Source organism: Stenotrophomonas sp. CFBP8994 (assembly GCF_034044835.1).
GTDB lineage: Bacteria > Pseudomonadota > Gammaproteobacteria > Xanthomonadales > Xanthomonadaceae > Stenotrophomonas > Stenotrophomonas rhizophila_A.
This window is the reverse complement of record NZ_JAXCWT010000005.1, coordinates 273072-298672: the sequence shown is the minus strand read 5'-3', so window position 1 is coordinate 298672 and position 25601 is coordinate 273072. Positions and strand designations below refer to the sequence as shown.

At 67.6% G+C, this 25601-nt stretch carries 20 protein-coding genes; 6 read left to right on the top strand and 14 right to left on the bottom strand.

Annotation, left to right across the window (positions count from 1 at the left end):
* Positions 1 to 5: 5 nt before the first annotated feature.
* Positions 6 to 2993 carry a TonB-dependent receptor domain-containing protein gene (locus SOM39_RS15700; RefSeq protein WP_320458858.1) on the bottom strand — a complete coding sequence of 996 codons (2988 nt, stop codon included), beginning with the start codon at positions 2991 to 2993 and terminating at the stop codon, positions 6 to 8.
* Positions 2974 to 4161, bottom strand: coding sequence for an OsmC family protein (locus tag SOM39_RS15695; RefSeq protein WP_320458857.1), 1188 nt, complete (start codon positions 4159 to 4161; stop codon positions 2974 to 2976). The genes SOM39_RS15700 and SOM39_RS15695 overlap by 20 nt, the downstream gene beginning before the upstream one ends.
* A 173-nt stretch (positions 4162 to 4334) precedes the next feature.
* Between SOM39_RS15695 and SOM39_RS15690 the strand changes: the two genes are divergently transcribed.
* From SOM39_RS15690 to katG, 4 genes are all read left to right on the top strand, one after another.
* Positions 4335 to 4739, top strand: coding sequence for a barstar family protein (locus tag SOM39_RS15690; RefSeq protein WP_320458856.1), 405 nt, complete (start codon positions 4335 to 4337; stop codon positions 4737 to 4739).
* A gap of 331 nt (positions 4740 to 5070) precedes the next feature.
* Complete coding sequence (gene mutS / locus SOM39_RS15685; RefSeq protein ID WP_320458911.1) at positions 5071 to 7626, top strand: DNA mismatch repair protein MutS; 2556 nt, start codon at positions 5071 to 5073, stop codon at positions 7624 to 7626.
* Positions 7627 to 7832: 206 nt separating this feature from the next.
* Positions 7833 to 8438 carry a DUF937 domain-containing protein gene (locus tag SOM39_RS15680; RefSeq protein WP_414715879.1) on the top strand — a complete coding sequence of 202 codons (606 nt, stop codon included), beginning with the start codon at positions 7833 to 7835 and terminating at the stop codon, positions 8436 to 8438.
* Between the two features lie 175 nt (positions 8439 to 8613).
* The gene (gene katG, locus SOM39_RS15675) at positions 8614 to 10851 is read left to right on the top strand and encodes a catalase/peroxidase HPI (protein WP_320458855.1); all 2238 of its coding nucleotides are present in this window, start codon (positions 8614 to 8616) and stop codon (positions 10849 to 10851) included.
* Between the two features lie 60 nt (positions 10852 to 10911).
* Here katG and SOM39_RS15670 read toward each other — a convergent pair whose 3' ends face one another.
* Together SOM39_RS15670 and SOM39_RS15665 are read right to left on the bottom strand one after the other, a co-directional pair.
* On the bottom strand, positions 10912 to 11322 hold the full coding sequence (locus SOM39_RS15670) for an RNA-binding S4 domain-containing protein (protein WP_068850289.1): 411 nt from the start codon (positions 11320 to 11322) through the stop codon (positions 10912 to 10914).
* Positions 11323 to 11331: 9 nt separating this feature from the next.
* On the bottom strand, positions 11332 to 11652 hold the full coding sequence (locus SOM39_RS15665) for a hypothetical protein (protein ID WP_414715878.1): 321 nt from the start codon (positions 11650 to 11652) through the stop codon (positions 11332 to 11334).
* 64 nt (positions 11653 to 11716) lie between these two features.
* Here SOM39_RS15665 and SOM39_RS15660 point away from each other — a divergent pair, with 64 nt between their 5' ends.
* A complete protein-coding gene (locus SOM39_RS15660) occupies positions 11717 to 13183 on the top strand; it encodes an MATE family efflux transporter (RefSeq protein ID WP_068850286.1) in 1467 nt (488 codons plus the stop codon).
* A gap of 84 nt (positions 13184 to 13267) precedes the next feature.
* On the opposite strand, the gene rplS is transcribed toward SOM39_RS15660, so the two are convergent.
* The 7 genes from rplS to ffh all read right to left on the bottom strand — a co-directional run bounded on the left by rplS (position 13268) and on the right by ffh (position 18993).
* Complete coding sequence (gene rplS / locus SOM39_RS15655; RefSeq protein ID WP_320458854.1) at positions 13268 to 13675, bottom strand: 50S ribosomal protein L19; 408 nt, start codon at positions 13673 to 13675, stop codon at positions 13268 to 13270.
* 174 nt (positions 13676 to 13849) lie between these two features.
* Entirely contained in the window at positions 13850 to 14593 is a 744-nt protein-coding gene (gene trmD / locus SOM39_RS15650; RefSeq protein WP_093533114.1) for a tRNA (guanosine(37)-N1)-methyltransferase TrmD, read from the bottom strand.
* A gap of 3 nt (positions 14594 to 14596) precedes the next feature.
* Entirely contained in the window at positions 14597 to 15109 is a 513-nt protein-coding gene (gene rimM / locus SOM39_RS15645; RefSeq protein WP_068850280.1) for a ribosome maturation factor RimM, read from the bottom strand.
* A gap of 42 nt (positions 15110 to 15151) precedes the next feature.
* Entirely contained in the window at positions 15152 to 15412 is a 261-nt protein-coding gene (gene rpsP / locus SOM39_RS15640) for a 30S ribosomal protein S16 (protein WP_068850278.1), read from the bottom strand.
* 241 nt (positions 15413 to 15653) lie between these two features.
* On the bottom strand, positions 15654 to 16439 hold the full coding sequence (locus SOM39_RS15635; protein WP_320458853.1) for an aminotransferase class IV: 786 nt from the start codon (positions 16437 to 16439) through the stop codon (positions 15654 to 15656).
* Positions 16436 to 17512 (bottom strand): nitronate monooxygenase, encoded by a 1077-nt coding sequence (locus tag SOM39_RS15630; protein WP_320458852.1) that lies wholly within the window; start codon positions 17510 to 17512, stop codon positions 16436 to 16438. The genes SOM39_RS15635 and SOM39_RS15630 overlap by 4 nt, the downstream gene beginning before the upstream one ends.
* 101 nt (positions 17513 to 17613) lie before the next feature.
* Positions 17614 to 18993, bottom strand: a complete 1380-nt coding sequence (gene ffh, locus SOM39_RS15625; protein ID WP_068850272.1) for a signal recognition particle protein — start codon at positions 18991 to 18993, stop codon at positions 17614 to 17616.
* Positions 18994 to 19089: 96 nt separating this feature from the next.
* On the opposite strand from ffh, the gene SOM39_RS15620 reads away from it, so the two are divergent.
* Entirely contained in the window at positions 19090 to 19884 is a 795-nt protein-coding gene (locus SOM39_RS15620; protein ID WP_068850270.1) for a cytochrome C assembly family protein, read from the top strand.
* Between the two features lie 30 nt (positions 19885 to 19914).
* On the opposite strand, the gene SOM39_RS15615 is transcribed toward SOM39_RS15620, so the two are convergent.
* The 3 genes from SOM39_RS15615 to radA all read right to left on the bottom strand — a co-directional run bounded on the left by SOM39_RS15615 (position 19915) and on the right by radA (position 25583).
* Positions 19915 to 22221, bottom strand: coding sequence for a hypothetical protein (locus tag SOM39_RS15615; protein ID WP_320458851.1), 2307 nt, complete (start codon positions 22219 to 22221; stop codon positions 19915 to 19917).
* A 41-nt stretch (positions 22222 to 22262) separates the two neighbouring features.
* Positions 22263 to 24119 carry an ATP-binding protein gene (locus SOM39_RS15610; RefSeq protein ID WP_320458850.1) on the bottom strand — a complete coding sequence of 619 codons (1857 nt, stop codon included), beginning with the start codon at positions 24117 to 24119 and terminating at the stop codon, positions 22263 to 22265.
* An 87-nt stretch (positions 24120 to 24206) separates the two neighbouring features.
* Positions 24207 to 25583: a DNA repair protein RadA gene (gene radA, locus SOM39_RS15605; protein ID WP_093533108.1), complete on the bottom strand. Its 1377-nt coding sequence runs from the start codon at positions 25581 to 25583 to the stop codon at positions 24207 to 24209.
* Between the last annotated feature and the right edge of the window lie 18 nt (positions 25584 to 25601).

Genomic DNA, 25601 nt, shown 5'->3' with positions numbered 1-25601 from the left:
GATGTTCACCAGTTCTTCGAAATACCGAGGTGGAGGTAGCGTCCGTAGGATTCGTGAAGCGCGCTCAGGTAGTTGCCGGTGGCGCTCAGCGGCGGCTCTTTGTCGAACAGGTTTCGCGCCCCCACTTCCACTGCGGCGCCACTCAACCGCCCTCGGGTGAACTCCTTCTTTACCGACAGCGCCCAGCGTTGCGTGGAGCCGACCACGAACGGCGTGCGGTCGGCGTAAGCACCGGCGGTCACGCTGTCGATGTAGTCATCGCGCAGGCGCACCGTCCAGTCCTGCAGGTTCCAGATCAAGGTCGCGCTGGCGCGCCATTCCGGCTTCGCGCCATTGATGCCCACCTCGTTGGCCGCGCCCAGGTCGGGCACGAGGATGTCCAGCTGCCCGCTGGCGATGGCCGCAGCCACCTGCTGTATTTCTGCTGGTTTCTGCTGGGTGTACTCCTTGAGCTGGCTGGCACTGATCAGCAGCGAGAAGTTGCCCCACGACGTTTCCGGCAGGCGCCAGCCGACGTTGTAGTCCACGCCCGACGCGGTGAGTGGCCGACGATTCTGGTAGCGGTTGTAGATGTGCGTCACCACGCCAGCCGGCGCCAGGCCGGAACCTTCGAACTGCGCGATATCCTCTGCCGTCACCGCCGCCCGCACCACGTTCGGGTTGCTGCTGCCTTCCACCACGCGCAGGTACGCGTCGTACAGCAGTTCCTCGCCCATGGTGCTGATGGGGTTCTCCACCTTCACCCGCCACGCATCCACGCTCAGGCTGACAGCGCCCAGTCGTTCGGGCAGGAACTGCGGCTCGAACACCACGCCCCACGAGGATTGGCGGGTGGTTTCCGGTTCGACGTCGTCGCCGTACGAAGTCACGGAGCTCACCGACGGCTTCACCGACGAACCGCTGCTGAAGGCATTCAAGCAGGCGGTGTAATCGGGCTGCGCGCCCTTGGTGACCAGCGCATGGCAGCGGACCGCGTCGTTGTTGAAGCCAAAGCCATAGGTCGGCGGCGAGTTGACCAGTTCCAGCCCTGGTGCACGGAAGCCGCCGCTTACCGAGCCACGCAGCAGCAGGCTGTCCACCACCTTCCAGGCCGCTGCCAGTTTAGGCTTGCCGACCTTGCCGGCGTCGCTGTAATCCTCCCAACGGCCGGCAAGCTGCAGGTCCAGCGACTGCACCAGCGGGATGCCCTGTGCCGGGGACACCAGTGGCACCGCGAATTCGATCAGCGCCGATTTGACGTTGCGGCTGCCGCGCACATCCGGGCGCGGGCTGTGGGTGAAGAAGTTGCTGGCCGCGACCGTACCGGTGTACCAGTCGGTATAGGGGTTGCTGCCATCGATGTTCTCGTCGCGGTCATCCCGGCGGCTCTCGTACCGGTACTCCACCCCCGCTGCCATGCCGATGTCGCCCGCATACCAGGTCAGCAGGTCGGAGCGGTTCACCTTGAAGTCCCACAGCGCCAGTTCCGTGGTGCCTTCGCGGGTCGCCTCGCCGATGAATGCCGAGGTGTCGTACGGCGTGGCATCGCCCACCCGGATGCTGGCGGGGTCGCCGCCGCTGAAGGGGTTGTAGGCACTGGCGTCGGTGCGGTTCACCGCTTCGATGAAGGCATCGGTCAGCCCGCCCTGCTGCGTATCGGTACTGCGCGCGCGTGAGTACAGCAACGCGGTTTCCCAGTTCCAGCCGCCCTCGGTCCAGCCACGCACGCCCAGCAGTACCCGCGACTGGTCGTTGTCCACCTTCACCCGGCGGATGCCCGAATCGGCGAACTGGTAGTTGAGCAGACGTATCGCATCGGCACCACGCAGTGCTTGGGGAACCCAGTACGCATCCGGGCGGATATGCAGCAGGAAGCCATCACCGCCAAAGCCCGACTCGCTGCTCACCCAGGATTCGGAAGTGGCACGGTAATAGCCCAGCTCACCGAACAGCTGCACGCTGTCATTGACGTCGAAGCGTCCCGTGGCAAACACATTGCCCTTGCGGATGGCCGGTGACGTGGTAATGCCCGGCTCGGCCGCCGAATCGTAGTGATAGCGCGCGGGCACCGTGCCGGAGGTCAACGCACCGGTGGTGGGATTGACGTACCAGCTGCCGGTGCGCCGGCTGCCGGTATAGGTATCGAAATGCCCCCACGGCGTTCGGGTGCTGAAGCCGGTGGTCCCGTTCGGGTCGGGCACGCTGGTGCCATCGCCCAGCGGGCGGCGGCCGTCGGTGGCGGTGAACCAGGCATCGGAATTGAGCTGCGAGGTCCGCCTGGAGAAGCCATAGAGCACCGAAAGGTTGCCGCGCCCTTCGCTGAAATCGCTGCCGAAGTACCCGTCCAGCGATACCTCCTCGCGGTGCCCATCGGCCACCTTGCCGTAGTTCAGGCGAACGCCGCCGCCATCTGCCAGGTTGCTCGGCATCACCAGGTCGACTACGCCGGCCACGGCATCGGAACCGTAGATGGAAGCCGCGCCATCCAGCAGCAGGTTGACCCGTTCCAGCCCGAAGACCGGAATGGCGTTGGCGTTGTAGGTGGTGTCATCGCCGCTGTTGCTGATCGGGTGCTGCACGGTGCGGCGGCCATTGACCAGCAGCAGCGTGTACTTCGAGCCCAGGTTGCGCAGGTTGATGGAGCCCACGTCACCGCGTGCGACGTTGGAGTTCCGGCCAGCGTTGGTGGTGCCTTTCTCCGTAATGGCCACGTCGCCAAACTGCGGCAGGCTGCGGAACAGCTCGTTGCCGTTGGTGGCAAGGGTGGCGTCTATCTGCTCGCGGTCCACAGCGACCACCGGTAGTGCCGCCTGCGCACCGCCGCCGGCAATCTGCGAGCCGAGCACGGAGACCTTGTCCAGCGTGCGCGCGTTGGAACCCTGTGACGGCGATCCCGTCGCAGCTGCTTCTTCAGCGGCCTCTGCGGGCTCGGCGGCCTCCGCTGCCCCGGTCGGCGCAAGCAGCGTGCACAGGGCAAGCGCCAGATGACTGCGCTTAGCGCGTAGCGTCCGCATATGCGCCTCGCACGATGCTGCCTTCCAGCTTCTGCTCGTCCTTCACCAGGTTGTACAGCGGGCACGTTGCCTCGACCGACTGGCGCAGCGCATCGATCTCCTGTTCCGACGCCGGCGATTCAATCCGCACCTTGTAACGGATGTCGCTGTACCGCGCGGGCGACCGCACGTTGCTGCCGAAGCGCGGGCTCACCTGGCCATCCACGGTCAGCTCCAGCGAATCCAGCAGCACGTTGCGCGAGGCCGCCTGCACTTCGAAGATGTGGGTCAGGCAGGTACCGGTCACGCCGAGCAGGTGCTCCTCCACCGTCGGGGCAAGGCCATAGCCGAGCAGGCCCGGCGCGCTGTCATGCAGTTGCTGGTGGTAACCGTCCTTGCCCAGGAACACCCGGCGCAGGCCGGTACGCGGCTCGACGTGGGCGCGGGCAACCAGGGTTTCCGGCTCGGCCGGTTTGGCCTTGGCGCCCGGCTTCACCTGCCGGGCCAGCACCGCCGGGCGCTTCTCCTCGGTGATGAAGTCACGCAGGCCCGGCGGCAGCTTGGGATCGCGCTCGGCCGCACTGTGGTGGTATTCCACCTCCGCATGGCTGACCTGTTGGGGACGGGTAACCAGGTCGATGGCCGAGGAGTTCTCGTGCACCGCGCGCTTGAGCGCCTGCAGCTGGGCGTCGGTGGCCGGTGAATCGATGTAGGCCACATAGGACAGGTTATTGGGGTAGGCCAGCGTCTCGCTCTTGCGCTCGGGAATGCTGGTGAACACCACGTCCAGACCATCCAGCGGCACGCCCTGCACGGCCGCCTGCACGACGTACTCATCGGCCACCGAGCTGGCCAGCGTGCCTACCAGCGAATCCCAGGAGCCGGCGCCTAGGTTGTAGCCGGCGTAGCTGCGGCCGCTGTCGCTGATGTACTGGAACTCGCCGGTCGGCCCGATGCGCAGGCGGCGTACGCCGGAGCGGCTTTCGGCGGTGACTTTGGCATGGATCGCGGTGGGCGTACCGGGTTTGGCCGACTGGGCCTGGATGGCCTCGCGCTTGGCGGCCAGGTAGCTGCGCAGCGGCGAGGCCTGGTCCTCAGCCGAGGAAACCAGCGGGGCCAGCAGCAGCATGGCGGACAATGCGGTGGTGCCGATTACCTTGAATGGCGTCGTGCAGCGTGCGATGGACATGGGAGAACGGCCTCCGGAGTGGTTCGTGAATAGAAGCCCACTCTTTCATGTCGCATCGCCGCATTTAAATAACCGTTGGCAATTCCCATATACATGCCCGACGCCGCCGCGATTAAACGGATGGGGCGCCACTGCTAGAGTCGTGTTGACCAGGCAGAGAGGGACAGGACTGAATGACCACCACCGATCCACTGGTACTGGTGCTGCAAGGCAGCGCGGTAAGTGACATCCCAAGCTTCTACGCCGAGATCAACCGGGTCTTCATGGCCGGCGAAGATTGGCAGCTCGGGCACAGCCTGGATGCACTGGATGACATGTTGTACGGCGGCTATGGGGTGCTGGCCGGGCACGAAGGCGCGACATTGATCTGGCGGGACATCGAACATTCCCGCAGCACGCTCGGGGAGGAAACTACCCGCGCATGGCTGCAGGCGAAGCTGGATACAGAAGGCAGTTTCAACGTACGCGCGATCACCGCTCAGCTCGAGGCCCTCGATGCAGGCGAAGGCAAGACCTACTTCCAGATCGTCATGGAGATCTTCGCGGCCCATCCCCGCATCCTGCTGGCCGATCGCTGAGCCTCGCTGGCCGAAGGGCCCCGATGGGTAGGGCCGATTCCCAAACGACCGCACGTAGACGAGAAACGCCCGGTGGCGCATGGGGCGCAAACGGAAGCGTCTCTCGGTTCGAAGGTCATGCGTTATCGGCCGTGGTCACACTATCGGCAGTCGTCTTGCGACCGACCCTACCATTCAGTCGGCTAACCGTTTAGGTCGGCGCAACCTCCAATTCGGCACAGGCGGCAGCCGCAGGTGCGACCCTCCCCTACAATGTGGAGTCCGGCCTGCCCAAGGCCCCGCCACCGATGGACCCCGCGTGACCCAGAAGCCCGCTGAACACACCCCGCTGATGAAGCAGTTCTTTGCCGCCAAGTCCGGCTACCCGGACCTGCTGCTGTTCTTCCGTATGGGCGACTTCTACGAGCTGTTCTACGACGACGCCCGCAAGGCGGCCCGGCTGCTGGACATCACCCTGACCCAGCGCGGCAGCTCCGGCGGCGCGCCGATCCCGATGGCCGGGGTGCCCGTGCATGCCTACGAGGGCTACCTGGCGCGGCTGGTGGCGCTGGGCGAGTCGGTGGCCATCTGCGAGCAGATCGGCGACCCGGCGCTGGCCAAGGGCCTGGTCGAGCGCAAGGTGGTGCGGATCGTCACCCCGGGTACCGTCACCGACGAGGCGCTGCTGGATGAGCGCCGCGATACCCTGCTGATGGCGCTCTCGCGTGGCAAGAACGGCTACGGCCTGGCGTGGGCCGACCTGGCCGGTGGCCGCTTCCTGGTCAACGAGGTCGATTCCGACGACGCGCTGGAGGCCGAACTGGCCCGCCTGGAGCCCGCCGAACTGCTGGTGCCCGATGAAGAGAACTGGCCGGAATTCCTCAAGCATCGCAGTGGCATCCGCCGCCGCGCGCCGTGGCTGTTCGACGCCGACAGCGGCCGCCGGCAGCTTCTGGCCTTCTTCAAGCTGCATGACCTGACCGGCTTCGGCATCGACGACAAGCCGCGCGCTACCGCCGCTGCCGGCGCCCTGCTCGGCTATGTCGAAGAAACCCAGAAACAGCGCCTGCCGCACCTGACCTCCATTTCCACCGAAACGGCGAGCGAGGCGATCGCGATGAACGCGGCCACCCGCCGCCATCTCGAGCTGGATACGCGCGTGGACGGCGATACCCGCAACACCCTGCTGGGTGTGCTGGACACCACGGTCACTCCCATGGGTGGGCGCCTGCTGCGCCGCTGGCTGCACCGCCCGCTGCGCCTGCGCGAGGTGCTGGTGCAGCGCCACGATGCGGTGGCCACGCTGATCGACCGCGGTGCCGACAGTGACGTGCGCGAGGCGTTCCGTGCGCTGGGTGACCTCGAACGCATCCTTACCCGCGTGGCGCTGCGTTCGGCGCGCCCGCGCGATTTCTCCACGCTGCGCGATGGCCTGGGCCTGCTGCCGGAGGTGCGCGCGGTGCTGGCACCGCTGGATTCGCCACGCCTGGTGGCCCTGCGCGAGGCGTTGGGCTCGCATGACGAGTGCGCGCACCTGCTGGCCTCGGCCATCGCCACTACCCCGCCGATGAAGCTCAGCGACGGTGGCGTGATCGCGGAAGGCTATGACGCCGAACTCGACGAACTGCGCCGCCTGTCCACCCATGCCGACCAGTTCCTGATCGACCTGGAACAGCGCGAGCGCGCCAGCAGCGGCATCGCCACGCTGAAGGTCGGCTACAACCGCGTGCACGGCTACTACATCGAAATCAGCAAGGGCCAGAGCGAAAAGGCGCCGGTGCATTACACCCGCCGCCAGACCCTGACCAATGCCGAGCGTTACATCACCGAAGAACTGAAGTCGTTCGAAGACAAGGTGCTGTCGGCGCGCGAACGTTCGCTGACGCGCGAAAAGCTGCTGTACGAACAGCTGCTCGATACGCTGGCGGGCGAACTGGAACCGCTCAAGCAGTGCGCCGCCGCGCTCAGCGAACTGGACGTGCTGGCCGGCTTCGCCGAACGCGCGCAGGCGCTGGACTGGGCGCGCCCGGAGCTGGAAACCGCCCCGTGCCTGCGCATCGAGCGTGGCCGCCACCCGGTGGTGGAAGCGGTGCGCGAGCAGCCGTTTGAACCCAACGACCTGGACCTGCACGCCGACCGCCGCATGCTGGTCATCACCGGCCCGAACATGGGCGGTAAATCCACCTACATGCGCCAGAACGCGCTGATCGTGCTGCTGGCCCACATCGGCAGCTTCGTGCCGGCCAGCCGCGCGGTGATCGGCCCGATCGACCGCATCCTGACCCGCATCGGCGCCGGCGATGACCTGGCACGTGGCCAATCGACCTTCATGGTCGAGATGAGCGAAACCAGCTACATCCTGCACCACGCTACCGCGCAGTCGCTGGTGTTGATGGATGAGATCGGGCGCGGCACCTCCACGTATGACGGCCTGGCGCTGGCCGACGCAGTGGCCCGCCACCTCGCGTACGAGAACCGGTGCTACACGCTGTTTGCCACCCACTACTTCGAGCTCACCGCGCTGGCCGACGAGCAGCACCAAGGCGGCATCAGTGGCATTGCCAACGTGCACCTGGACGCGGTGGAGCACGGCGAGGCGCTGGTGTTCATGCACGCGGTGAAGGACGGCCCGGCCAACCGCAGCTTCGGCCTGCAGGTGGCCGCACTGGCCGGCCTGCCCCGCGCCACCGTGGCCCAGGCCCGGCGCCGGCTGGCCGAGCTGGAGCAGCGTGGTGGCGAGACCGTGGCCGCCACCATGGCCCCGCAGGCGCTGGATGCACCGCAGCAGTTCGGGCTGTTCACTGCGCCGTCCAGCAAGGCGCAGGAGGCGTTGGCTGCGATTGATCCGGATGAGCTGACACCGAAGCAGGCGCTGGAAGCGCTGTACCGGTTGAAGGCGCTGGTGTGAAGCGTCACGACCAACGGTCGTGACCTACCGGCTTGGTGCGGGCGCACCCTTTGCCGGTAGCGCCGGCCGTTGGCCGGCCCACGTCGTCCTGGGCCCGGCCAACGGCCGGCGCTACCGGACTCGCGGCCCGCGTGAAGCCTTCGCATTCTCTTCGTGCAGGCGGCGTTATGCTCCGCCGGTCCCATCCCGGGTCGAAGGAGTCGATCGTGAATACGAACTCGCTCACCGCATCCCTTTTCTCGCAGTTGCAGGGCACTGGCGTCCAACAGGTCTCCCAGCAGCTCGGTCTGGACCAGAACCAGGCCACCCAGGCGGTCAGCGCCGCCCTGCCCCTGTTGATGGGCGCGCTCGGCAGCAACGCCAGCCAGCCGCAAGGCGCGCAGTCGCTGCTCAATGCGCTCCAGAAAGATCATCTCGGCGGCGGTAGCGGCGGCGGCGGTTTCGACCTCGGCGGAATCCTTGGGGCCGTGCTGGGGGGCGGCGGTGGAGGTGCCGCCACCAACGGCGCTGGCATCCTCGGCCACGTCTTTGGCGGCCAGACCGATCAGGCGGCCCAGGTGCTGGGCAATAAGACCGGCCTCGACAGTGGCCGCGCCGGCCAGCTGCTGGCAATCCTTGCGCCCATTGTGATGTCGTTCCTGGCCCAGCGGTTCGCCCAGCAGGGCAATGCAAACGAGCTCGGTCAGGCGCTCGGCGCCGAAGCGCCACCGGCCGCTGCTGGCGGCATTGGCGGCCTGCTCAACGCGTTCGACCAGGATGGCGACGGCCAGTTCGGCCTCAGCGATGTCATGGGCATTCTCAGCAAGCGCTGACCAGCCTGTCGGTCGCCGGCTTGCATGGCCGGCGACCTTTCAATAGTCCGTACCTATCACTTCGGTTAGATCAATTGAATTTACCAACCGCCGACCGGCGCATAGGGTAGTTGGGCTGCCCTCGCGTCCTTCTGCGGGGCCCATTCCACATTCGCCAGTCCACAGGTAACTGCCCATGAAAAGCGAAGCGAAGTGCCCGTTCAACCACGCCCTTGTCGGCGATGCCACCACCAACCGCGACTGGTGGCCCAACCAGCTCCGCGTGGACCTGCTCAACCAGCACTCCTCGCGCTCGCACCCGCTGGCTGCCGACTTCGATTACGCCAAGGCGTTCTCCCAGCTCGACTACGCCGCGCTCAAGGCCGACCTCACCGCGCTGATGACCGATTCGCAGGACTGGTGGCCGGCCGACTTCGGCCACTACGGCGGCCTGTTCGTGCGCATGGCCTGGCACAGCGCCGGCACCTACCGCATCGGTGACGGCCGCGGCGGCGGTGGCCGCGGCCAGCAGCGCTTCGCCCCGCTCAACAGCTGGCCGGACAACGTGAGCCTGGACAAGGCGCGCCGCCTGCTGTGGCCGATCAAGCAGAAGTACGGCCAGGCCATTTCCTGGGCCGACCTGCTGATCCTCACCGGCAACGTCGCACTGGAATCGATGGGCTTCAAGACGCTGGGCTTCGCCGGCGGCCGCCCCGATACCTGGGAACCGGACCAGGACGTGTACTGGGGCCGCGAGACGACCTGGCTGGGCGGCGATGTGCGCTACGCGCACGGCTCCGAGGGCGTGGTCGAAGACCATGGCGTGCTGGTGTCCGATGACGATGCCGACGGTGACATCCACTCGCGCAACCTGGAAAACCCGCTGGCTGCCGTGCAGATGGGCCTGATCTACGTGAACCCCGAAGGCCCGGATGGCAACCCGGACCCGGTCAAGGCCGCCATCGACATCCGCGACACCTTCGGCCGCATGGCCATGGATGACGAGGAAACCGTGGCGCTGATCGCCGGCGGCCACAGCTTCGGCAAGACCCACGGCGCCGGCCCGGCCGACAACGTGGACGTGGAACCCGAAGCGGCCGGTCTCGAACACCAGGGCCTGGGCTGGGCCAACAAGTTCGGCAGCGGCAAGGGCGGCGACACCATCACCAGCGGCCTGGAAGTGACCTGGACGCGCACCCCGGCGCAGTGGAGCCACGACTTCTTCGAGATCCTGTTCGGCAACGAATGGGAACTGACCAAGAGCCCGGCCGGCGCCCATCAATGGGTGGCCAAAAATGCCGATGCAGTGATTCCCGACGCGCATGATCCGTCGAAGAAGCACCGCCCGACCATGCTCACCACCGACCTGTCGCTGCGCCTGGACCCGGCCTACGAAAAAATCTCGCGCCGCTTCCTCGAGAATCCGCAGCTGTTCGCCGATGCGTTCGCGCGCGCCTGGTTCAAGCTGACCCACCGCGACATGGGCCCGCGCGCCCGCTACCTCGGCCCGGAAGTGCCGGCCGAAACCTTCATCTGGCAGGACCCGGTGCCGGAAGCGTCGGCAACGCAGATCAGTGCGGCCGACGTAACCGCACTGAAGCAGCAGATCGCCGCTGCCGGGTTGAGCGTGGCCGAGCTGGTGTCCACCGCGTGGGCGTCGGCCTCCACGTTCCGTGGTTCGGACAAGCGCGGCGGCGCCAACGGCGCGCGCATCCGCCTGGCCCCGCAGAAGGACTGGGCGGTGAACCAGCCGCAGCAGCTGGCCAAGGTGCTGGCCGCACTGGAGAAGATCCAGGCCGGCTTCAAGGGCGATGGCGGCGCGCAGGTGTCACTGGCCGATCTGATCGTGCTGGCCGGAAATGTCGGCGTGGAGCAGGCGGCCAAGGCCGGTGGCCATGATGTCAGCGTGCCGTTCAACGCGGGCCGCACCGATGCCAGCCAGGACCAGACCGACGTGGAATCATTCGCGGTGCTGGAGCCGTATGCCGATGGTTTCCGCAACTACGTGAAGGGCCGCTACAGCGTGCCGGCCGAGGCGCTGCTGATCGACAAGGCGCAGCTGCTGACCCTGACCGGGCCGGAGCTGACCGCGCTGGTGGGCGGGCTGCGCGTGCTGGGTGCGAACGTGGATGGCAACACCCAGGGCGTGCTGACCGAACGGCCGGGCACGCTGAGCAACGACTTCTTCGTCAACCTGCTGGACATGCGTACGCAGTGGAAGGCCAGCGGCGATGGCTATGAAGGCATCGATCGCAACGGTGGCGGCAAGCGCTGGACCGGCAGCCGTGCCGACCTGGTGTTCGGCTCCAACTCGGTGCTGCGCGCGATTGCCGAGGTGTATGCCAGTGCGGATGGCGAGAAGAAGTTCGTCAACGACTTCGTGGCTGCCTGGGCGCGGGTGATGGAGCTGGACCGGTACGACCTGCACCGCTAACGCGGTTTTAGGGGCGCACGACCAACGGTCGTGCGCTACCTGTTACATCGCGCCCACGCGCTACATCGCGTCGAGATCGCCCAACGCCTTGATCAGCCGGCGCGCGCGCTTGTCGGGGCGATGCTCCGGCGGCAGGTAGCCGTTCTTCATGGCCGCGCGCTGGGCACGCTGCTCCGCCCTGCGCGCGCGGGATGCTTCGCTTTCTTCATACAACTGCTGCGCCACCGGCGCCGGTCCGCGCAGGTCGCTCAAGCCGCGCACCTGCACGTCATACACCTCATCGCCACGGCTGATCTGCAGCTGCTCGCCCACGCGTACCGCGCGCGAGGATTTCGGGCGCTGTCCGGCCACGTCCACCTTGCCCGTTTCCACGGCCTGCTTGGCCAGGCTGCGGGTCTTGAAGAAGCGTGCGGCCCAGAGCCACACGTCCAGCCGCACGGAGGCGGCCACCAACGGTTGTGCTTCGGTCATGCGGTTGGTTCAGCTCCCCGGCTCGGCCGGTCGTCGATTCAGCGGTTGCGGTGCCGACGGGTTGCCCCGGCACCCGGTGCCACCAATCAGTACGGGTACCCCCGCATCCAGATCGCGGCGCTGGCTGCCGACCTGGCATTCCGGTCGGTCCATCGGCCGTACCTGCGCATCGCGCAGGCGGTCGTCCGTAGACGAACATGCGGGCAGCGCGGCGGCAATCAAGAGCGCCAGCACGGCGGGGATGAACCGGTCAGCCGGGCGGGTCCGGCGCCGACCCGTGCCGGGTACAGCGGTCGCGGCGATCATGCAGTGAGACGCGGAGGTGCGCATCGCGATGTCCCGTTGATGGGCGTGGTGCTAGTGTGCCGCTGTCCCGCCTTGATCTCCAGAGCCCATGGCCAAAGCGCCGCTTGACCTGACCACCGGCCCGATCGGGCGCAACCTGTTCCTGTTCGCCCTGCCGATCCTGGCGGGCAACATCGCCCAGTCGTTGAACGGCTCGGTGAATGCGGTGTGGGTGGGCCGCTTCCTGGGCGAGGCGGCGCTGACGGCTACCGCCAACGCCAACAACATCATGTTCTTCCTGATCGGTTCGGTGTTCGGCATCGGCATGGCCGCCACCATCCTGATCGGCCAGGCGATGGGCGCCAAGGACATCCCGCAGGCGCGGCGGGTGATGGGCACCAGTGCCACCTTCTTCATCGGGCTGTCGGTGGTGATCGCCATCGCCGGCTGGTGGCTGTCGCATCCGCTGCTGGCCGCGATGGGCACGCCGGCCGCGTCACTGCCGCTGGCCGAGGCCTACCTGCGCATCATCTTCCTGGCCATGCCCACGCTGTACGCGTTCGCCTTCCTGAGTTCCGCACTGCGCGGCGTCGGCGATTCGCGCACGCCGTTCCGCTTCCTGCTGCTGTCGGTGGTGCTGGACATCGGCTTCAATCCGCTGCTGATTTTCGGCATCGGGCCGTTCCCCAGGCTGGGCATCGCCGGCGCGGCATGGGCGACGCTCATCGCGCAGACGCTGTCGCTGATCGGCCTGCTCTGGTACATGCGCAACAAGCGCCATGTGTTGTGGCTGGGGCGCAAGGACATGCGGCTGTTCAAGATCGACACGGAAATCCTGCGCGCACTGGTGGTCAAGGGCGTGCCGATGGGCCTGCAGATGGTGCTGATTTCGCTGTCGATGATCATGATGATGACCATGGTCAACAGCTACGGCACCGATACCGCGGCGGCCTATGGCGCGTCGCTGCAGTTGTGGACCTACGTGCAGATGCCGGCGATGGCGATCGGTGCGGCGTGTTCGTCGATGGCCGCGCAGAACGTGGGCGCGGGCAACTGGTCGCGGGTGCGGGGCACCGCGCGCAGCGGCGTGCTGTACAACTTCCTGCTGACCGGCGTGTTGATCCTGCCGCTGATCCTGCTGGACCGTTACTCGCTGGCGCTGTTCCTGCCCAGCGGCAGCGAAGCGCTGGACGTGGCGCGCCACCTCAACCACATCGCGGTGTGGTCCTTCCTGTTCTTCGGCGTGAACTTCGTGATCTCCGGCGTGGTGCGCTCCACCGGTGCGGTGATTCCGCCGCTGCTGATCCTGGCCGCCTCGTTGTGGGGAATCCGGGTGCCGTTCGCCGAGCTGCTGCAGGATCGCTGGGGCGCCGATGCGGTGTGGTGGAGTTTCCCGGTGAGTTCGTTCTGCGCGATGCTGATGTCGCTGGCGTATTACCGCTGGGGCGGCTGGCGCAAGGCACGCATGTTGCCCGCCCATCGACAGGAAGTGGCGGCGCCCGCGGAAATACCCGCATCGCCGCCGTCGCCGGTCGCCGATCCTGCGCCGCCGATTGCCGCAGTCGAACGCGGGTAGAAGGCGTAGAAACGCAAACGGCCACCCGAAGGTGGCCGTCTGGTGGGGTAGGTACCGACCGTTGGTCGGTACCCCACGCCGGAATTACTGGGCAGCCTTGGCAGCCAGGCGCGCGGCCTTGGCCTGCGCAGCAGCAGCCAGATCTTCCTTGATGCGGGCAGCCTTGCCTTCCAGGCCACGCAGGTAGTACAGCTTGCCGGCGCGGACCTTACCACGACGCTTCACTTCGACCGAGTCGATGATGGCGCTGTGGGTCTGGAAGACGCGCTCGACGCCGTAGCCGTGCGAGATCTTGCGGACGGTGAACGCGGAGTTCAGGCCGGCGTTCTTGGTGCCGATCACGACGCCTTCGTACGCCTGGACGCGCTCGCGGTTGCCTTCCTTCACCTTCACGTTCACGATAATGGTGTCGCCCTGGCTGAACTTCGGCAGCTCGCGGGTGATCTGGGCGGATTCGAAGTCCGAGAGGATGGTTTTGTTCAGCTTGCTCATGGGTGCACCGATTGTGTTCGTTCGGGTGGGCGTGTCGTTTCGACAACGTAGGCTCATGCAGTCACCGGACTGTGCTGCACGTTTTTTGTAGGGTTTCCACCGTCAGGCGTGAAAGGCCTGATGGGAATCCGCAATTCTAACCATTCTTCGGGGCAGTTACCACCCCGACGGGCGTTACGGCAGTTCGGCCCTTGCCTGGTCCAGCAGGATCCGGTCGGCCTTGGACAGGCTGGCCTCGTCAAGCAGGTCCGGGCGCCGCAGCCAGGTCCGCAGCAGCGACTGCTGGCGGCGCCAGCGGGCAATGGCCGCGTGGTTGCCCGAGCGCAGCACGTCCGGGACATCGCCCCATTCATGTTGCGCCGGCTGGCTGAAATGCGGGCAGTCCAGCAGCCCCTGCGGGCCTTCGAAACTGTCCTGGGCGGCAGACTCGGCGTCGTTCAGGGCGCCTTCCTGCAGCCGGGTCACGGCATCCACGATCACCGCCGCGCCCAGCTCACCGCCGGACAGGACGTAATCGCCAATCGAGATTTCCTCGGTGACCTCGGCCGCCAGGAAGCGCTCATCCACGCCCTCATAGCGCCCGCACAGCAGGATCATGCGCGGCAATGCCGCCAGTTCCCGGACCTTGGCCTGGGTCAGCGGCTTGCCCTGCGGGCTCAGGTAGATGACCGGGGCCGGCGCCGGGTCGGCCGCCTTGGCCGCGGCCAGGCAGGCGCGCAGCGGCTCGATCAGCATCACCATGCCCGGGCCACCGCCGAACGGACGGTCGTCCACCCGGCGATAGTTGCCCTCGGCGTAGTCACGCGGATTCCAGCCATGCAGGTCCAGCAGGCCGCGTTCGGCCGCACGGCCGACCACGCCCAGCGCGGCCGACTGCGCCATGAATTCCGGGAACAAGGTGATGACGTCAATGCGCACCGGTCAGAACTCCGGGTCCCAATCAACGATGACCAGGTTGGCCTCGAAATCCACCGATTTGACGAAGTCCGGCTGCACGAACGGAATCATCCGCTCACGGTCGCCCTGCACCACCACCACGTCGTTGGAGCCGGTCGAGAACAGGTGCGATACCCGCCCCAGTTCGACGCCATCGACGGTACGCACCTGCAGACCTTCCAGGTCGACCCAGTAGTACTCGTCGGCCTTCGGCGGCGGCAGTGCGCTGCGTGCTACATAGACTTCGGTTCCGTACATCGACTCGACCACATCGCGGTCGGTGATATCGGGAAACACCGCAACCAGGTGCTTGCCGGACTGACGTCCGCGCGCGCCCTTGAGGGTGCTCTCCTGGCCGGCGGGCGAGCGCAGGATCCAGGGCTGATAGTTGAAGATGGCGGTACGCGGCTCGGTCCAGGACTCGAGCTTTATCTCGCCTCGCACACCAAAAGCGCCGACAATCCTGCCCAGCAGGATGCGGCGCTCGGTATCTTTCATCTGTATATGCCGACGGGCCGCGCCAGGCGCGGCCCTTCAGGATCAGGCCGCAGCGGCCTGGGCCTTGGTCGCTTCCTTGTACAGGTTGCGAACCTTGTCGGTCAGCTGGGCGCCGTTGGCAACCCATGCGTCGACCTTCGGGATATCCAGCACGATGCGGGCTTCGGCGCCCTGGGCAACCGGGTTGTAGTAACCCACGCGCTCGATGTTGCGGCCGTCACGCGCGCTGCGCGAGTCGGTCACGATGATGTGGTAGAACGGACGCTTCTTGGCGCCGCCGCGGGTCAGTCGGATCTTGACCATGGTGTTGCTTCCTCTATTGCCCAGTCGCCAGGATGGCGCGGTAAGCCGGCGATTATAGCGGCCGGTCCGGGGCATTCCAAGCCCAGCGGGGCATTTGAAGCTGAACGGGGCCCCGGCCGCCGCGTTGCGGCGTCTCACGACCAACGGTCGTGCGCTACCGACGACCGACCATTGCGGGTGGCATCACCGGGGACCGCCTGTTATCTCCCCGCGGTAGGGCACGACCGTTGGTCGTGCCGCCTCACGCCAGGGGCTGCCACCCCTGCCCGTCCATCGTGGCCCATGCCTTCTGCGCCAATGCATCGGATTCCGGGAAAACGTGATCATCAACGCTGGCTATTGGCCATACGCCGGAGGCGTTCAGGCCGATTGCGGCATCGAACCCGCCCAGCTGCTCCAGTCTCACCGCTTCAAGTGTCGGTGACCCGCCCCAGCCCGCCTGCAGCAGCCGCTCATGGGTACCCCGCAGTGCCGGCGCCTGTGGCCAGACCACGTCACCGTTGCGCGCGAACGCCACGTTCCAGATGGTGCCTTCACTGACCCGGCCCTGCGCATCCACGAACAGCGCGTCGTCGAAACCGGCCTGCAGCGCCTGGCGGCGGTGCTGGAACAACGCGAACGTGCCTACGTGTTTCAGGTGCGGCAGCTCGCGCTGGTAATGCACGCTGCAGACGCGTCGCGGGGATGCCGGTGCCGATGCCGGCGGCGCCACCGCCACCAGCACATCCACCGGCACGACCTGCAGCGGCTGGCGGAAATCGAACGCGCGCGAAAACACCGTCACCCGCACCGAGGCATCGACCCTGCCCTCGGCCTGCAGCGCGTGCGCGATCCATGCCTGCACCCGGGTGCCATCCAGCGTGCTGCCAAACAGTTCCTCGGTGCCCTGGCGCAAGCGCCGCAGGTGCAGGTCGAGCCCCTGCACCGCACCGCCGCGCACCTGGAGCGAGGTGAAGTGGCCGTAGTTGACCAGCGCGCCGGCCAGATCGTCGGCGCTGGCGCGGTGGCCGTTGCAGTACACGCTCATCCCAGCAACCCGCGCGCGTCGGCCCACAGCGCCTGCAGCACTTCGGCCGCCGGATTGTCGGGCGCCATCCAGGCCGATTGCCCGGCCCACGCCTGCATCGCGTCGATGCGGTGTTCGCGGTTGGCCTGGGCGCGCATCGGCGCGGTCAGGCCGCGCTGCACCGGGTACGGGCGCGGCGGCGGCGCGGACGGGGCGGCGGCAGCCCGCACATAAGGTGTCGCCAGGCCACGGCCGAGCCGGCCGCTGAAGGCACGGGTCGGCCAGGTATCTTCCGGTTCGGCGGCCGCCAGCGCCTGCGACCAGGCCGGGTCGATCGCGCACTCGGGCGTGCGCAGGAACGCGGTGCCGATCTGCACCGCGCTGGCACCCAGCACCAGCGCGGCGGCGATGCCGCGTCCGTCGGCGATGCCGCCTGCGGCAATCACCGGCACCTGCAGGCGGTCGGCCAGGCGCGGCACCAAGGCGAACAGGCCCACCAGTTGGCGCTCGGCAGCCGCCGGATCAAACGCGCCGCGATGGCCACCGGCCTCGAAGCCCTGCGCCACGACCGCATCGGCACCCGCAGCCTCGGCGGCCAGCGCTTCGGCCAAGGTGGTGGCGCAGGCGAACCAGGCGATGCCGGCGTCTTTCAGGCGCTGCACCTGGGCGGCGCTGAAGACGCCCATGATGGTGGAGGCGACCGCAGGCTTCGCGGCAATCAGTGCATCGAACTGCGCATCGAAATCGGCGGGGCCGGCGTCGGCGGCATCTGCCGGCACTTCCGGGCCCCAGTGCGCGAGAAATGCCCGGGTGGCGGCTTCGGCGTCAGCATCGCGCGCGGGCGCAGCATCCGGGATCCACACATTGACCTGCGCCGGGCCTGTTGACTGGGCGCGGAAGGCGTCCATCCACGCCACGATGTCCTGCGGCTGCGAGAGGACCGCGCCCATCGCGCCCATGCTGCCGTGGTTGGCCAGCACGGCCGACAGCGTCACCGGACAGGCGCCGGCCATGGGGGCGAGCAGAATGGGAGACTGCAACGAGAAACGCCGACAGAAACTGTCGGCGCGTTCGAGGATTCGCGGGTCGGTCATGCGGGGCGCACCTTTGGGGTCGACCTTTACAGTCTACGCCGGGCGTCCCTTGGACACGCATGGCGTGTCCCTACGCGGGCGCTCGATGACCGGCGCCTTGATCAGCGGAACGGCATGCCGCCGCGGCCGCCCATGGCACCCATCATGCCCTTCATGCTGCGCATCATGCCCTTCATGCCGCCGCCGGCCATCTTGCTCATCATCTTTTCCATCTGCTGATACTGCTTCATCAGCTTGTTGACGTCGGCCGGGGTCAGGCCGGAACCGCGCGCGATGCGGGCACGGCGCGAGCCGTTGAGCAGGCCCGGGTTGCGGCGTTCCTTCTTGGTCATCGAATTGATGATGGCGATCATGCGCGGCACTTCCTTGCCCTGGCTGACCTGCTGCTTGAGGTGCTCGGGAATCTGGCCCAGGCCCGGCAGCTTGTCCATCAGGCCGCCGATGCCGCCCATGTTCTGCATCTGCTCGAGCTGGTCGCGCATGTCGTTCAGGTCAAACTTCTTGCCCTTGGCGACCTTCTCGGCCAGCTTCTGCGCCTTGTCCTTGTCGACCTGCTGTTCGACCTGCTCCACCAGCGACAGCACGTCGCCCATGTCCAGGATGCGGCTGGCGATACGGTCCGGGTGGAACACGTCCAGGCCGTCGGGCTTTTCGCTGACGCCGACGAACTTGATCGGCTTGCCGGTGATGTAGCGCACGCTCAGCGCGGCACCGCCACGGGCGTCACCGTCGGTCTTGGTCAGCACCACGCCGGTCAGCGGCAGCGCTTCACCAAAGGCCTTGGCGGTGTTGGCCGCGTCCTGGCCGGTCATGGCATCGACCACGAACAGGGTTTCAGCCGGGTTCACCGCCGCGTGCAGGGCCTTGATCTCGGCCATCATCGCTTCGTCGATGGCCAGGCGGCCGGCGGTATCCACCAGCAGCACGTCCACGAACGACTTGCGCGCATCATCGATGGCCGCGCGCACGATGGCTTCGGGCTTCTGGTCGGCGCTGGACGGGAAGAACAGAACGCCCACCTGGTCGGCCAGGGTCTTGAGCTGCTCGATCGCGGCCGGACGATAGACGTCGGCCGACACCACCATCACCTTCTTCTTGCGCTTCTCCTTCAGGTGCTTGGCCAGCTTGCCCACCGTGGTGGTCTTGCCCGCGCCCTGCAGGCCGGCCATCAGGATGATGGCCGGGGCCGGCACATTGAGGTTCAGGTCGGAGGCGGCCGAGCCCATCACGGCGGTCAGCTCGTCGCGCACGACCTTGATCAGCGCCTGGCCCGGGGTCAGCGACTTGAGCACTTCCTGGCCGACCGCGCGCACCTTGATGCGCTCGACCAGGGCCTGCACGACCGGCAGGGCGACGTCGGCTTCCAGCAGCGCGATGCGGACTTCGCGGGTGGCCTCGCGGATGTTTTCCTCGGTGAGGCGACCGCGGCCACGCAGCCGCTCGATGGTGCCGGAGAGGCGCTGGGTCAGGGACTCGAACATGGAGGCAACCTGTTCAGAACGAAAGACAAAGAGACGCACAGTATAGCGGGTCCGCCGCACTCCCCCGACGGCCCGGGGGTATGCGAAACTGACACGATGACAATCGTTCTCATCGCGACCCTGCTGTACCTGGCCGCCACCGCCCTGCTGGTGCGCGCGGTGGTGCGCGATGACGCCAACCGCTCGCCCACCTGGCTGTGGCCGGCGGTGCCGGCGATGGTCCTGCACGGCAGCTACCACGCACTGGTGGCCCTGCACACCAGCGGCGGGCCGGACATGCACTTCTTCGCGGCGCTGTCCCTGGTCGGGCTGGGCATGGCCTGGCTGACCTCGCTGGTGGCCGCGCGCGGGCGCATGGCCGCGCTTGGCGTGCTGGTGTTCCCGATGGCTGCGGCGGTGTTGTGCGTCTATCACGGCTATGGGCATGCGCCCAGCCGCCCGCTGGGCTGGCAGCTGGCCACCCACGCCTGGATGGCGCTGCTGGCCTACGCCACCCTGAGCGTGGCCGCGTTGCTGGCGATCATGCTGTGGCTGCAGGAACGCGCCCTGCGCCGCCGCGATTTCCGCCCGTGGCTGCGCGCCCTGCCGCCGCTGGCGGACCTTGAAGCCCTGCTGTTCCGCGTGATCGCGGTGGGCTTCGCGCTGCTCACGCTGACCCTGCTCACCGGCGTGCTGTTCGTGGACGACCTGCTCGCGCAGAAGCTGGTGCACAAGACCGTGCTGAGCGTGCTGTCGTGGATCGTGTTCGGCACGCTGCTGATCGGGCGACGCCGCTACGGCTGGCGCGGCGCCAAGGCGGTGCATTGGACCCTCACCGCCATGGCGCTGCTGCTGCTGGCATTCTTCGGCAGCCAGTTCGTCATCGAACTGGTGTTCGGGCGCGCGCGCTGATCAACCGCCGCGGCGCGCCCGCTGCATCGCTTACAGCCCGTAACGCGCGATCACATCAAGGTGCCGCTGTTCGTCCTGGCCGCAGGCTTCGGCCAGGCGCAGCCAGCACATCCGATGCGGCCAGCCGGCGGTGGCCTCAAGCAGGAACCGGTGCAGCGCCAGCGGGGGCGCTTCCTGAGGCTGGGCGAGGGTGAACAGCACCCCCGGCAGCGGCGCGCCGTCGGCCTGGGTGTCGGCAAGCTGGTAATCGTCCGCGCTGTGGGTCCACAGCTTCCAGCCGCGGTCCTTGACCGCGTCGGAGAACGCCGCCCAGGCCTCCTCGCCCGGATGCACGCCATCCACCAGCCAGCTCGCCGCATGTCCCCCGCTTTCCAGCAGATGGACTTCGGCGTAGGTAGGCATGAAGCGACGGCGTTCTTCTTCATCTTCCGGTGCCGGATGCACCAGTTCGGCGTCGAACACCACCCAGTCGTCCACGCGCTGGCGCCGGTTGGCTGGCGCGTTCTCGACGATGCGCGCGGTGACCGGGCCGGTCCGGCGCGCGTAGTACTCGATCGGGTCGCCACCGTCCATGCAGCGGATGATCACCCAGCCGAAGTTCTCTTCGACGGGGCCTTCGGTGCTGTCCAGTTCCATGCCGACTGCGGCGGCCGATGTCCGCACGGCTGCCCAGTCACGAGCCGCGCTGGCTGCCGTCATATGGTCCCAGTGTGCGCTGCGCGGTTCCTCCAGGACCTCGGTGAGGTGGCGGTACTGCGCGGCGGCGTCCGGGAAGCGCTGCATCGCCATCAGGGCCATCGCCAGCAGATTGCGCGCGCCGTGCGAACCGGGCGACAGCGCCAGCAGCGCCGAGCAGGCCTGCTCCAGCGCGGCCCAGTCGGACTGCTTCTGCGCGATCTGTGCCTGGCACCACAGCGCGAACACCGGCACCTGCGCCTGGTAGTGCTGCACCAGCCGTTCCAGCTCGCCCAGGTCGCCACGCTGCACCAGCAGCCGCATCAACGAATACGCCGGGGAGGCATCTTCGTGCGGGTGGCGCTGCACGAACGCCCACAGCAGGGCCAGCGCCTCCTCCTCGGCACCGCAGGCCGCAAGCGCCGAGGCGGCCACGTCCAGCAGGGCCGCATCATCGGGCCGCGCCGCCACGGCCTGCAGCAACCACTGCGCTTCGCGCTCGGGGTCGCGCCCTTCGTTCTGCGCCCCCTCCCCGACCAGCCAGTCCAACAGGGCCTCGGCGGGCACGGGCAGGGCGGCCGCAGCGGGGGCGGCCTCGATGCGCGCGGCCATCGCCGCCACGGCATCGCGGGCGCCCAGGTCCTGGCGCAGGCCATCCAGGTGTTGGCGGGCCATCGCCAGGTGGCGTTGCGCGGTCCACACCGCGCCACGCTGCAGGGCCATGTCCACGCACAACCCGGCAATCTCGATCACGAAACGGTGCGCGCCCACCTGGGCGTAATGCGCCAGGGTGGCGCTCATCCGGCGCCCCAGGTCCCAGCCGTTGCGTTCGGGCGCGCTGCGCACCAGCAGCGCCGCCGTGTGCGCCCACATGCGCCGGTAATTCGGCGACACCTGGTTCCACGGCACCAGGGCCTCCAGCGCCTCTTCATCGCGCCCCAGCTGCGCCAGCGCCCAGGCACGCGACAGCCGCCGTGGCACGGTGCAGTTGGCCGGCTCATAGTCGCCCTCGGCCTCCACCTCGGCCTGGCGCGCGTCGATCAAGGCCAGGGCCTCGGCGGCACGGCCGCTGGCCAGCAGGATCTTGATGCGCATTTCGGGGAAGCTGTCGTAGACCTTGCCGCCATGCGCCAGCACGGTACCGGCCTGTACGTCCAGGTAGTCCAGTGCGCCCTGGGGATTTCCACCATCCAGCAGCGCGTCGGCCTTCTCGCAACTCAGGCACTGGAAGCAGGCCCAGCTCGGGTCGATCCGCCCCAGGGTTTCTTCGCACACCTCGATGCGTTCGGGCACCCAGCCCGGGCCATCGATGTTGCCGTAACACGCGGCCAGGTCCTGGGTCACGCACACCGACTGTGGGCACTCCACCGTGTCGGCGCGGTGCGCGCGTTCGAACAACGCCACCGCATCACCCAGCGCCGACTCGCCCTCCAGCCGGTTGCCGACCCGGTTGCGCATCTCCCAGTGGCCCACGAACACGTCCAGCCATGGATTTCCAAGCGTCTTGCCGAGCGCACGCGCTTCGGGCAACAGCGCATCCACGCGATCGATGCGCAGCTCGCAGACCTCGTCGGTCAGCCGGGTGAGCAGCTGCGCGCTCTGCGCCTGCCCTGCCTCACCCAGATCGTCCTGCAGTTTTTCCACCCAGTTCCAGATATCCATGCGGTCGTGCCGTCCTGTAATGCGTAAAGAAAATCGAAATGTCAGCGCGGCTGCAGCATCTGCTGCAGGGCCTCGGCGATGTCGCCGAACGCGCGGTTGAGATCACTGCTGGCAGCGCCGCCATCCTGCGCACGTCCCTGCGCGCTGACGATCACCTTCAGCGAGCGCAGCAGCCGCGCGGCGGCCTCGGCCTGGGGATTGCCGGCGCGCATGGCCGCCAGCAGCGCCTGCACGGCCGGGTTGTCCAGGTTGAGATACAGGCGCGAGGGTGCACGTGCGACGATGCGGGCAGTGAACTGCCGCGCCAGGCGCAGCGCGGCCATTGAAACGCGCTTGTCGTTCTCGTCGTCTTCGAGGCGGCGCTTCAGCTCGGCCTCGCGATCGGGCACCACCACCACCGGCAGTTCAGCCGGGCTGAAGTGCGCCGGCAGCAGCTGCTCGCCATCGCCCAGGTGGGTCTGCAGCCACGCCAGTTCGGCCTCGGGCAGCGTGTCGGTCTGGAACAGCGCGCGATTGCCCTGCTCGGTGCCCAGCTCCACCAGGCGCATGCCCTTGGCCTGGGTCCAGCGCCGCAGGAACGGCACCACGGCATAGCGGTTGCCATGCGCCACCGGCACGCCCATCGCGCGGAACAGCATTTCCTCGAAGCCGCCACCACTGTCCAGGATCACGTGGACCGCGCCACGCGACGGCAGTTCACTGGCGCGGATGTCGCCCTGCGAGCTGGGCACGCGCACGTGCTCGAGCAACAGCTGGAACAGCCGGTCATCGCAGAGCGAGGCGCCCAGCAGCGCCTCGTTGTGCCGGACCAGGATGCGCCGCCAGGCTTCGGGCTGCTGCCGGGCGATCTCGACCAGCCCATCGATGAGTGCCTCGCCGAGCGCATGCTGCACCGCGCTGTAGATGTCGTCGCGCTGCAGGTCCTCGCGGCTGGCGGTGGGAGTCAGCCGGCTGGATTCGATCACCCCGCCAATGAATCCGGCCCACGGCGGCAGCAGGTCGCGCGCGTCGTCGTCGAGCAGCATCCCGCGCACGAACACCGACAGGTTGCGGTTGTCGCTGGTGCCGTAGGTCGCGCCATCCTGCACCCACAACAGCCCCACCGCATCGCTTCCGCCTTCGGCGCGCAGCGGCATGCAGGCAATCGGCTCGAAGCTGCGCTCGAAGTGCGCGGCAAATTCCAGTGCGCGGCGCTGCGCCTGCAGCGGATGCAGCGCCACGCCCGCCTGCGGGCGCCACGGCGGCGGCTCGGGATTGATCGCACGCGCGTCATGGCCGATATGGATGGGTTCGCCCAGCAGCGCGCAGTAGCGGCCCAGGATGTCGCGCAGGGTCTGCTCCTGGGCCAGGTGCGTGTAGCTGCCATGCAGTTCCAGCACCACCTCGGTACCCACCGCACGCGGAGGCATCGGCGATACCGTGTACTGCTCGGCATTGCTGGACACATAGCAATGGCCCAACCCGGGTTGTTGGTAGGACGTGGTGCGCACGGTGACCCGGCGCGCCAGCACGAACGCGGACAGGAAGCCCAGCCCGAACATGCCGATCAGCCCCTCGTCATCCTCGCCTGCCTGGCGCAGGCCACGGGTATAGCCGACGCCGACGGTGGCCAGATAGTCGTGGATTTCCTGCTGGGTCAGGCCCGCGCCGGTATCGACGATGCGCACGATGCCGTTCACCGGATCGCCATGCACCTCGATCCGCCCGGCCTCCTGCCAGTCCGCCTGTTCCAGCCGACGGCGCACCAGCGAATCATGCGCGTTCTGCACCAGTTCCCGCAGCGCCACCACCGGGGTGGAATACAGGTGTTTGCCAAGGACCGTCATCAATCCGTTGAGGTCGACACCAGCGCGACGGATCTCGCTGGCGCCCTGCGTGTCCAGGGGAGTCGCTTGCATGTAATCGTTTTCTCTGGCGGGAACGGAAAACTAGCACAGCCCGGCCACGGTTTGCCTGCGCGGCCGCATGCGCCGGAAATGCCCGATTCAGATCGCGTCGATCGCTTCGGACAACCGCTCCACGGCGATGACTTCCATGCCCTTGACGCTGCCGGTCTTGGGCGCATTGGCCTTGGGCACGATGGCGCGCTTGAAGCCGTGCGTGGCCGCTTCGCGCAGGCGGTCTTCGCCGTTGGGTACCGGGCGGATCTCGCCGGACAAACCGACTTCGCCAAAGGCAATTGTCTTTTCCGCCAGCGGCCGGTCCTGCAGCGAGGACAACACGGCCAGCAGTACCGGCAGGTCCACGGCGGTTTCCTGCACGCGGATGCCGCCCACCACGTTCACGAACACGTCCTGGTCGCCCACCAGCACCCCGCCGTGACGGTGCAGCACCGCCAGCAGCATCGCCAGGCGGTTCTGTTCCAGGCCCACCGCCACGCGGCGTGGATTCGACAGCGGTGATGCATCCACCAGCGCCTGCACTTCCACCAGCAGCGGGCGGGTGCCCTCGCGGGTGACCATTACGCAGCTGCCCGGTTGCCGGGTGCTGCCGCCGGACAGGAAGATCGCCGACGGATTGGACACTTCCTTCAGCCCCTTCTCGCCCATCGCGAACACGCCCAGCTCGTTCACCGCGCCGAAGCGGTTCTTGAACGCACGCAGCAGGCGGAAGCGGCTGCCGCTCTCGCCTTCGAAATACAGCACCGCATCCACCATGTGCTCGAGCACGCGCGGGCCGGCAATGCCGCCCTCCTTGGTCACATGCCCCACCAGGAACACGGCCGTGCCGGTTTCCTTGGCAAAGCGCACCAGCCGCGCCGCGCTCTCGCGCACCTGGCTGACCGAGCCCGGGGCGGCGGTCAGCGATTCGGTCCACAGCGTCTGCACCGAATCGGCCACGATCAGCTTCGGCCGCGCCGCGCTGGCGTGCTGCAGGATCGCTTCGACCTGGGTTTCGGCCAGTGCGTTGACGTTGTCCAGCGGCAGGTCCAGCCGCACCGCGCGGCCGGCCACCTGCGACAGCGATTCCTCGCCGGTGATGTACAGCACCGGCAGCGTGGCGGCCATTTTCGCCACCGCCTGCAGCAGCAGGGTCGATTTGCCGATGCCCGGGTCACCGCCCACCAGCACCACCGCACCTTCGACCAGGCCGCCGCCGAGCACGCGATCGAATTCCCCGATGCCGGTGCTTACCCGCAGGTGCTCGGTCTGCTGCACGTCCTTGAGCGCCATGATCTTCGGCGCATCGACCTTGCCGGCCCAGCCCGAGCGGCGCGCGGCCGGCGACTTGGTGGCCGCGGCGCTTTCCAGCGTGATCTCGCTCAGCACGTTCCAGGCGCCGCACTCGGTGCACTGCCCCTGCCACTTGCTGTATTCCGCGCCGCATTCGCTGCACACGTAGGCGGTAAGCCGCTTGGCCATGTCAAATCCAATTCATTT

Excerpts from the sequence above, each read along its gene's own strand:
- SOM39_RS15700 (WP_320458858.1), bottom strand. The coding sequence starts at position 2,993 with ATGCGGACGCTACGCGCTAAGCGCAGTCATCTGGCGCTTGCCCTGTGC.
- SOM39_RS15695 (WP_320458857.1), bottom strand. The coding sequence starts at position 4,161 with ATGTCCATCGCACGCTGCACGACGCCATTCAAGGTAATCGGCACCACC.
- SOM39_RS15690 (WP_320458856.1), top strand. The coding sequence starts at position 4,335 with ATGACCACCACCGATCCACTGGTACTGGTGCTGCAAGGCAGCGCGGTA.
- mutS (WP_320458911.1), top strand. The coding sequence starts at position 5,071 with ATGAAGCAGTTCTTTGCCGCCAAGTCCGGCTACCCGGACCTGCTGCTG.
- katG (WP_320458855.1), top strand. The coding sequence starts at position 8,614 with ATGAAAAGCGAAGCGAAGTGCCCGTTCAACCACGCCCTTGTCGGCGAT.
- SOM39_RS15670 (WP_068850289.1), bottom strand. The coding sequence starts at position 11,322 with ATGACCGAAGCACAACCGTTGGTGGCCGCCTCCGTGCGGCTGGACGTG.
- SOM39_RS15665 (WP_414715878.1), bottom strand. The coding sequence starts at position 11,652 with ATGCGCACCTCCGCGTCTCACTGCATGATCGCCGCGACCGCTGTACCC.
- SOM39_RS15660 (WP_068850286.1), top strand. The coding sequence starts at position 11,717 with ATGGCCAAAGCGCCGCTTGACCTGACCACCGGCCCGATCGGGCGCAAC.
- rplS (WP_320458854.1), bottom strand. The coding sequence starts at position 13,675 with ATGAGCAAGCTGAACAAAACCATCCTCTCGGACTTCGAATCCGCCCAG.
- rimM (WP_068850280.1), bottom strand. The coding sequence starts at position 15,109 with ATGAAAGATACCGAGCGCCGCATCCTGCTGGGCAGGATTGTCGGCGCT.
- rpsP (WP_068850278.1), bottom strand. The coding sequence starts at position 15,412 with ATGGTCAAGATCCGACTGACCCGCGGCGGCGCCAAGAAGCGTCCGTTC.
- SOM39_RS15635 (WP_320458853.1), bottom strand. The coding sequence starts at position 16,439 with ATGAGCGTGTACTGCAACGGCCACCGCGCCAGCGCCGACGATCTGGCC.
- SOM39_RS15630 (WP_320458852.1), bottom strand. The coding sequence starts at position 17,512 with ATGACCGACCCGCGAATCCTCGAACGCGCCGACAGTTTCTGTCGGCGT.
- ffh (WP_068850272.1), bottom strand. The coding sequence starts at position 18,993 with ATGTTCGAGTCCCTGACCCAGCGCCTCTCCGGCACCATCGAGCGGCTG.
- SOM39_RS15620 (WP_068850270.1), top strand. The coding sequence starts at position 19,090 with ATGACAATCGTTCTCATCGCGACCCTGCTGTACCTGGCCGCCACCGCC.
- SOM39_RS15615 (WP_320458851.1), bottom strand. The coding sequence starts at position 22,221 with ATGGATATCTGGAACTGGGTGGAAAAACTGCAGGACGATCTGGGTGAG.
- SOM39_RS15610 (WP_320458850.1), bottom strand. The coding sequence starts at position 24,119 with ATGCAAGCGACTCCCCTGGACACGCAGGGCGCCAGCGAGATCCGTCGC.
- radA (WP_093533108.1), bottom strand. The coding sequence starts at position 25,583 with ATGGCCAAGCGGCTTACCGCCTACGTGTGCAGCGAATGCGGCGCGGAA.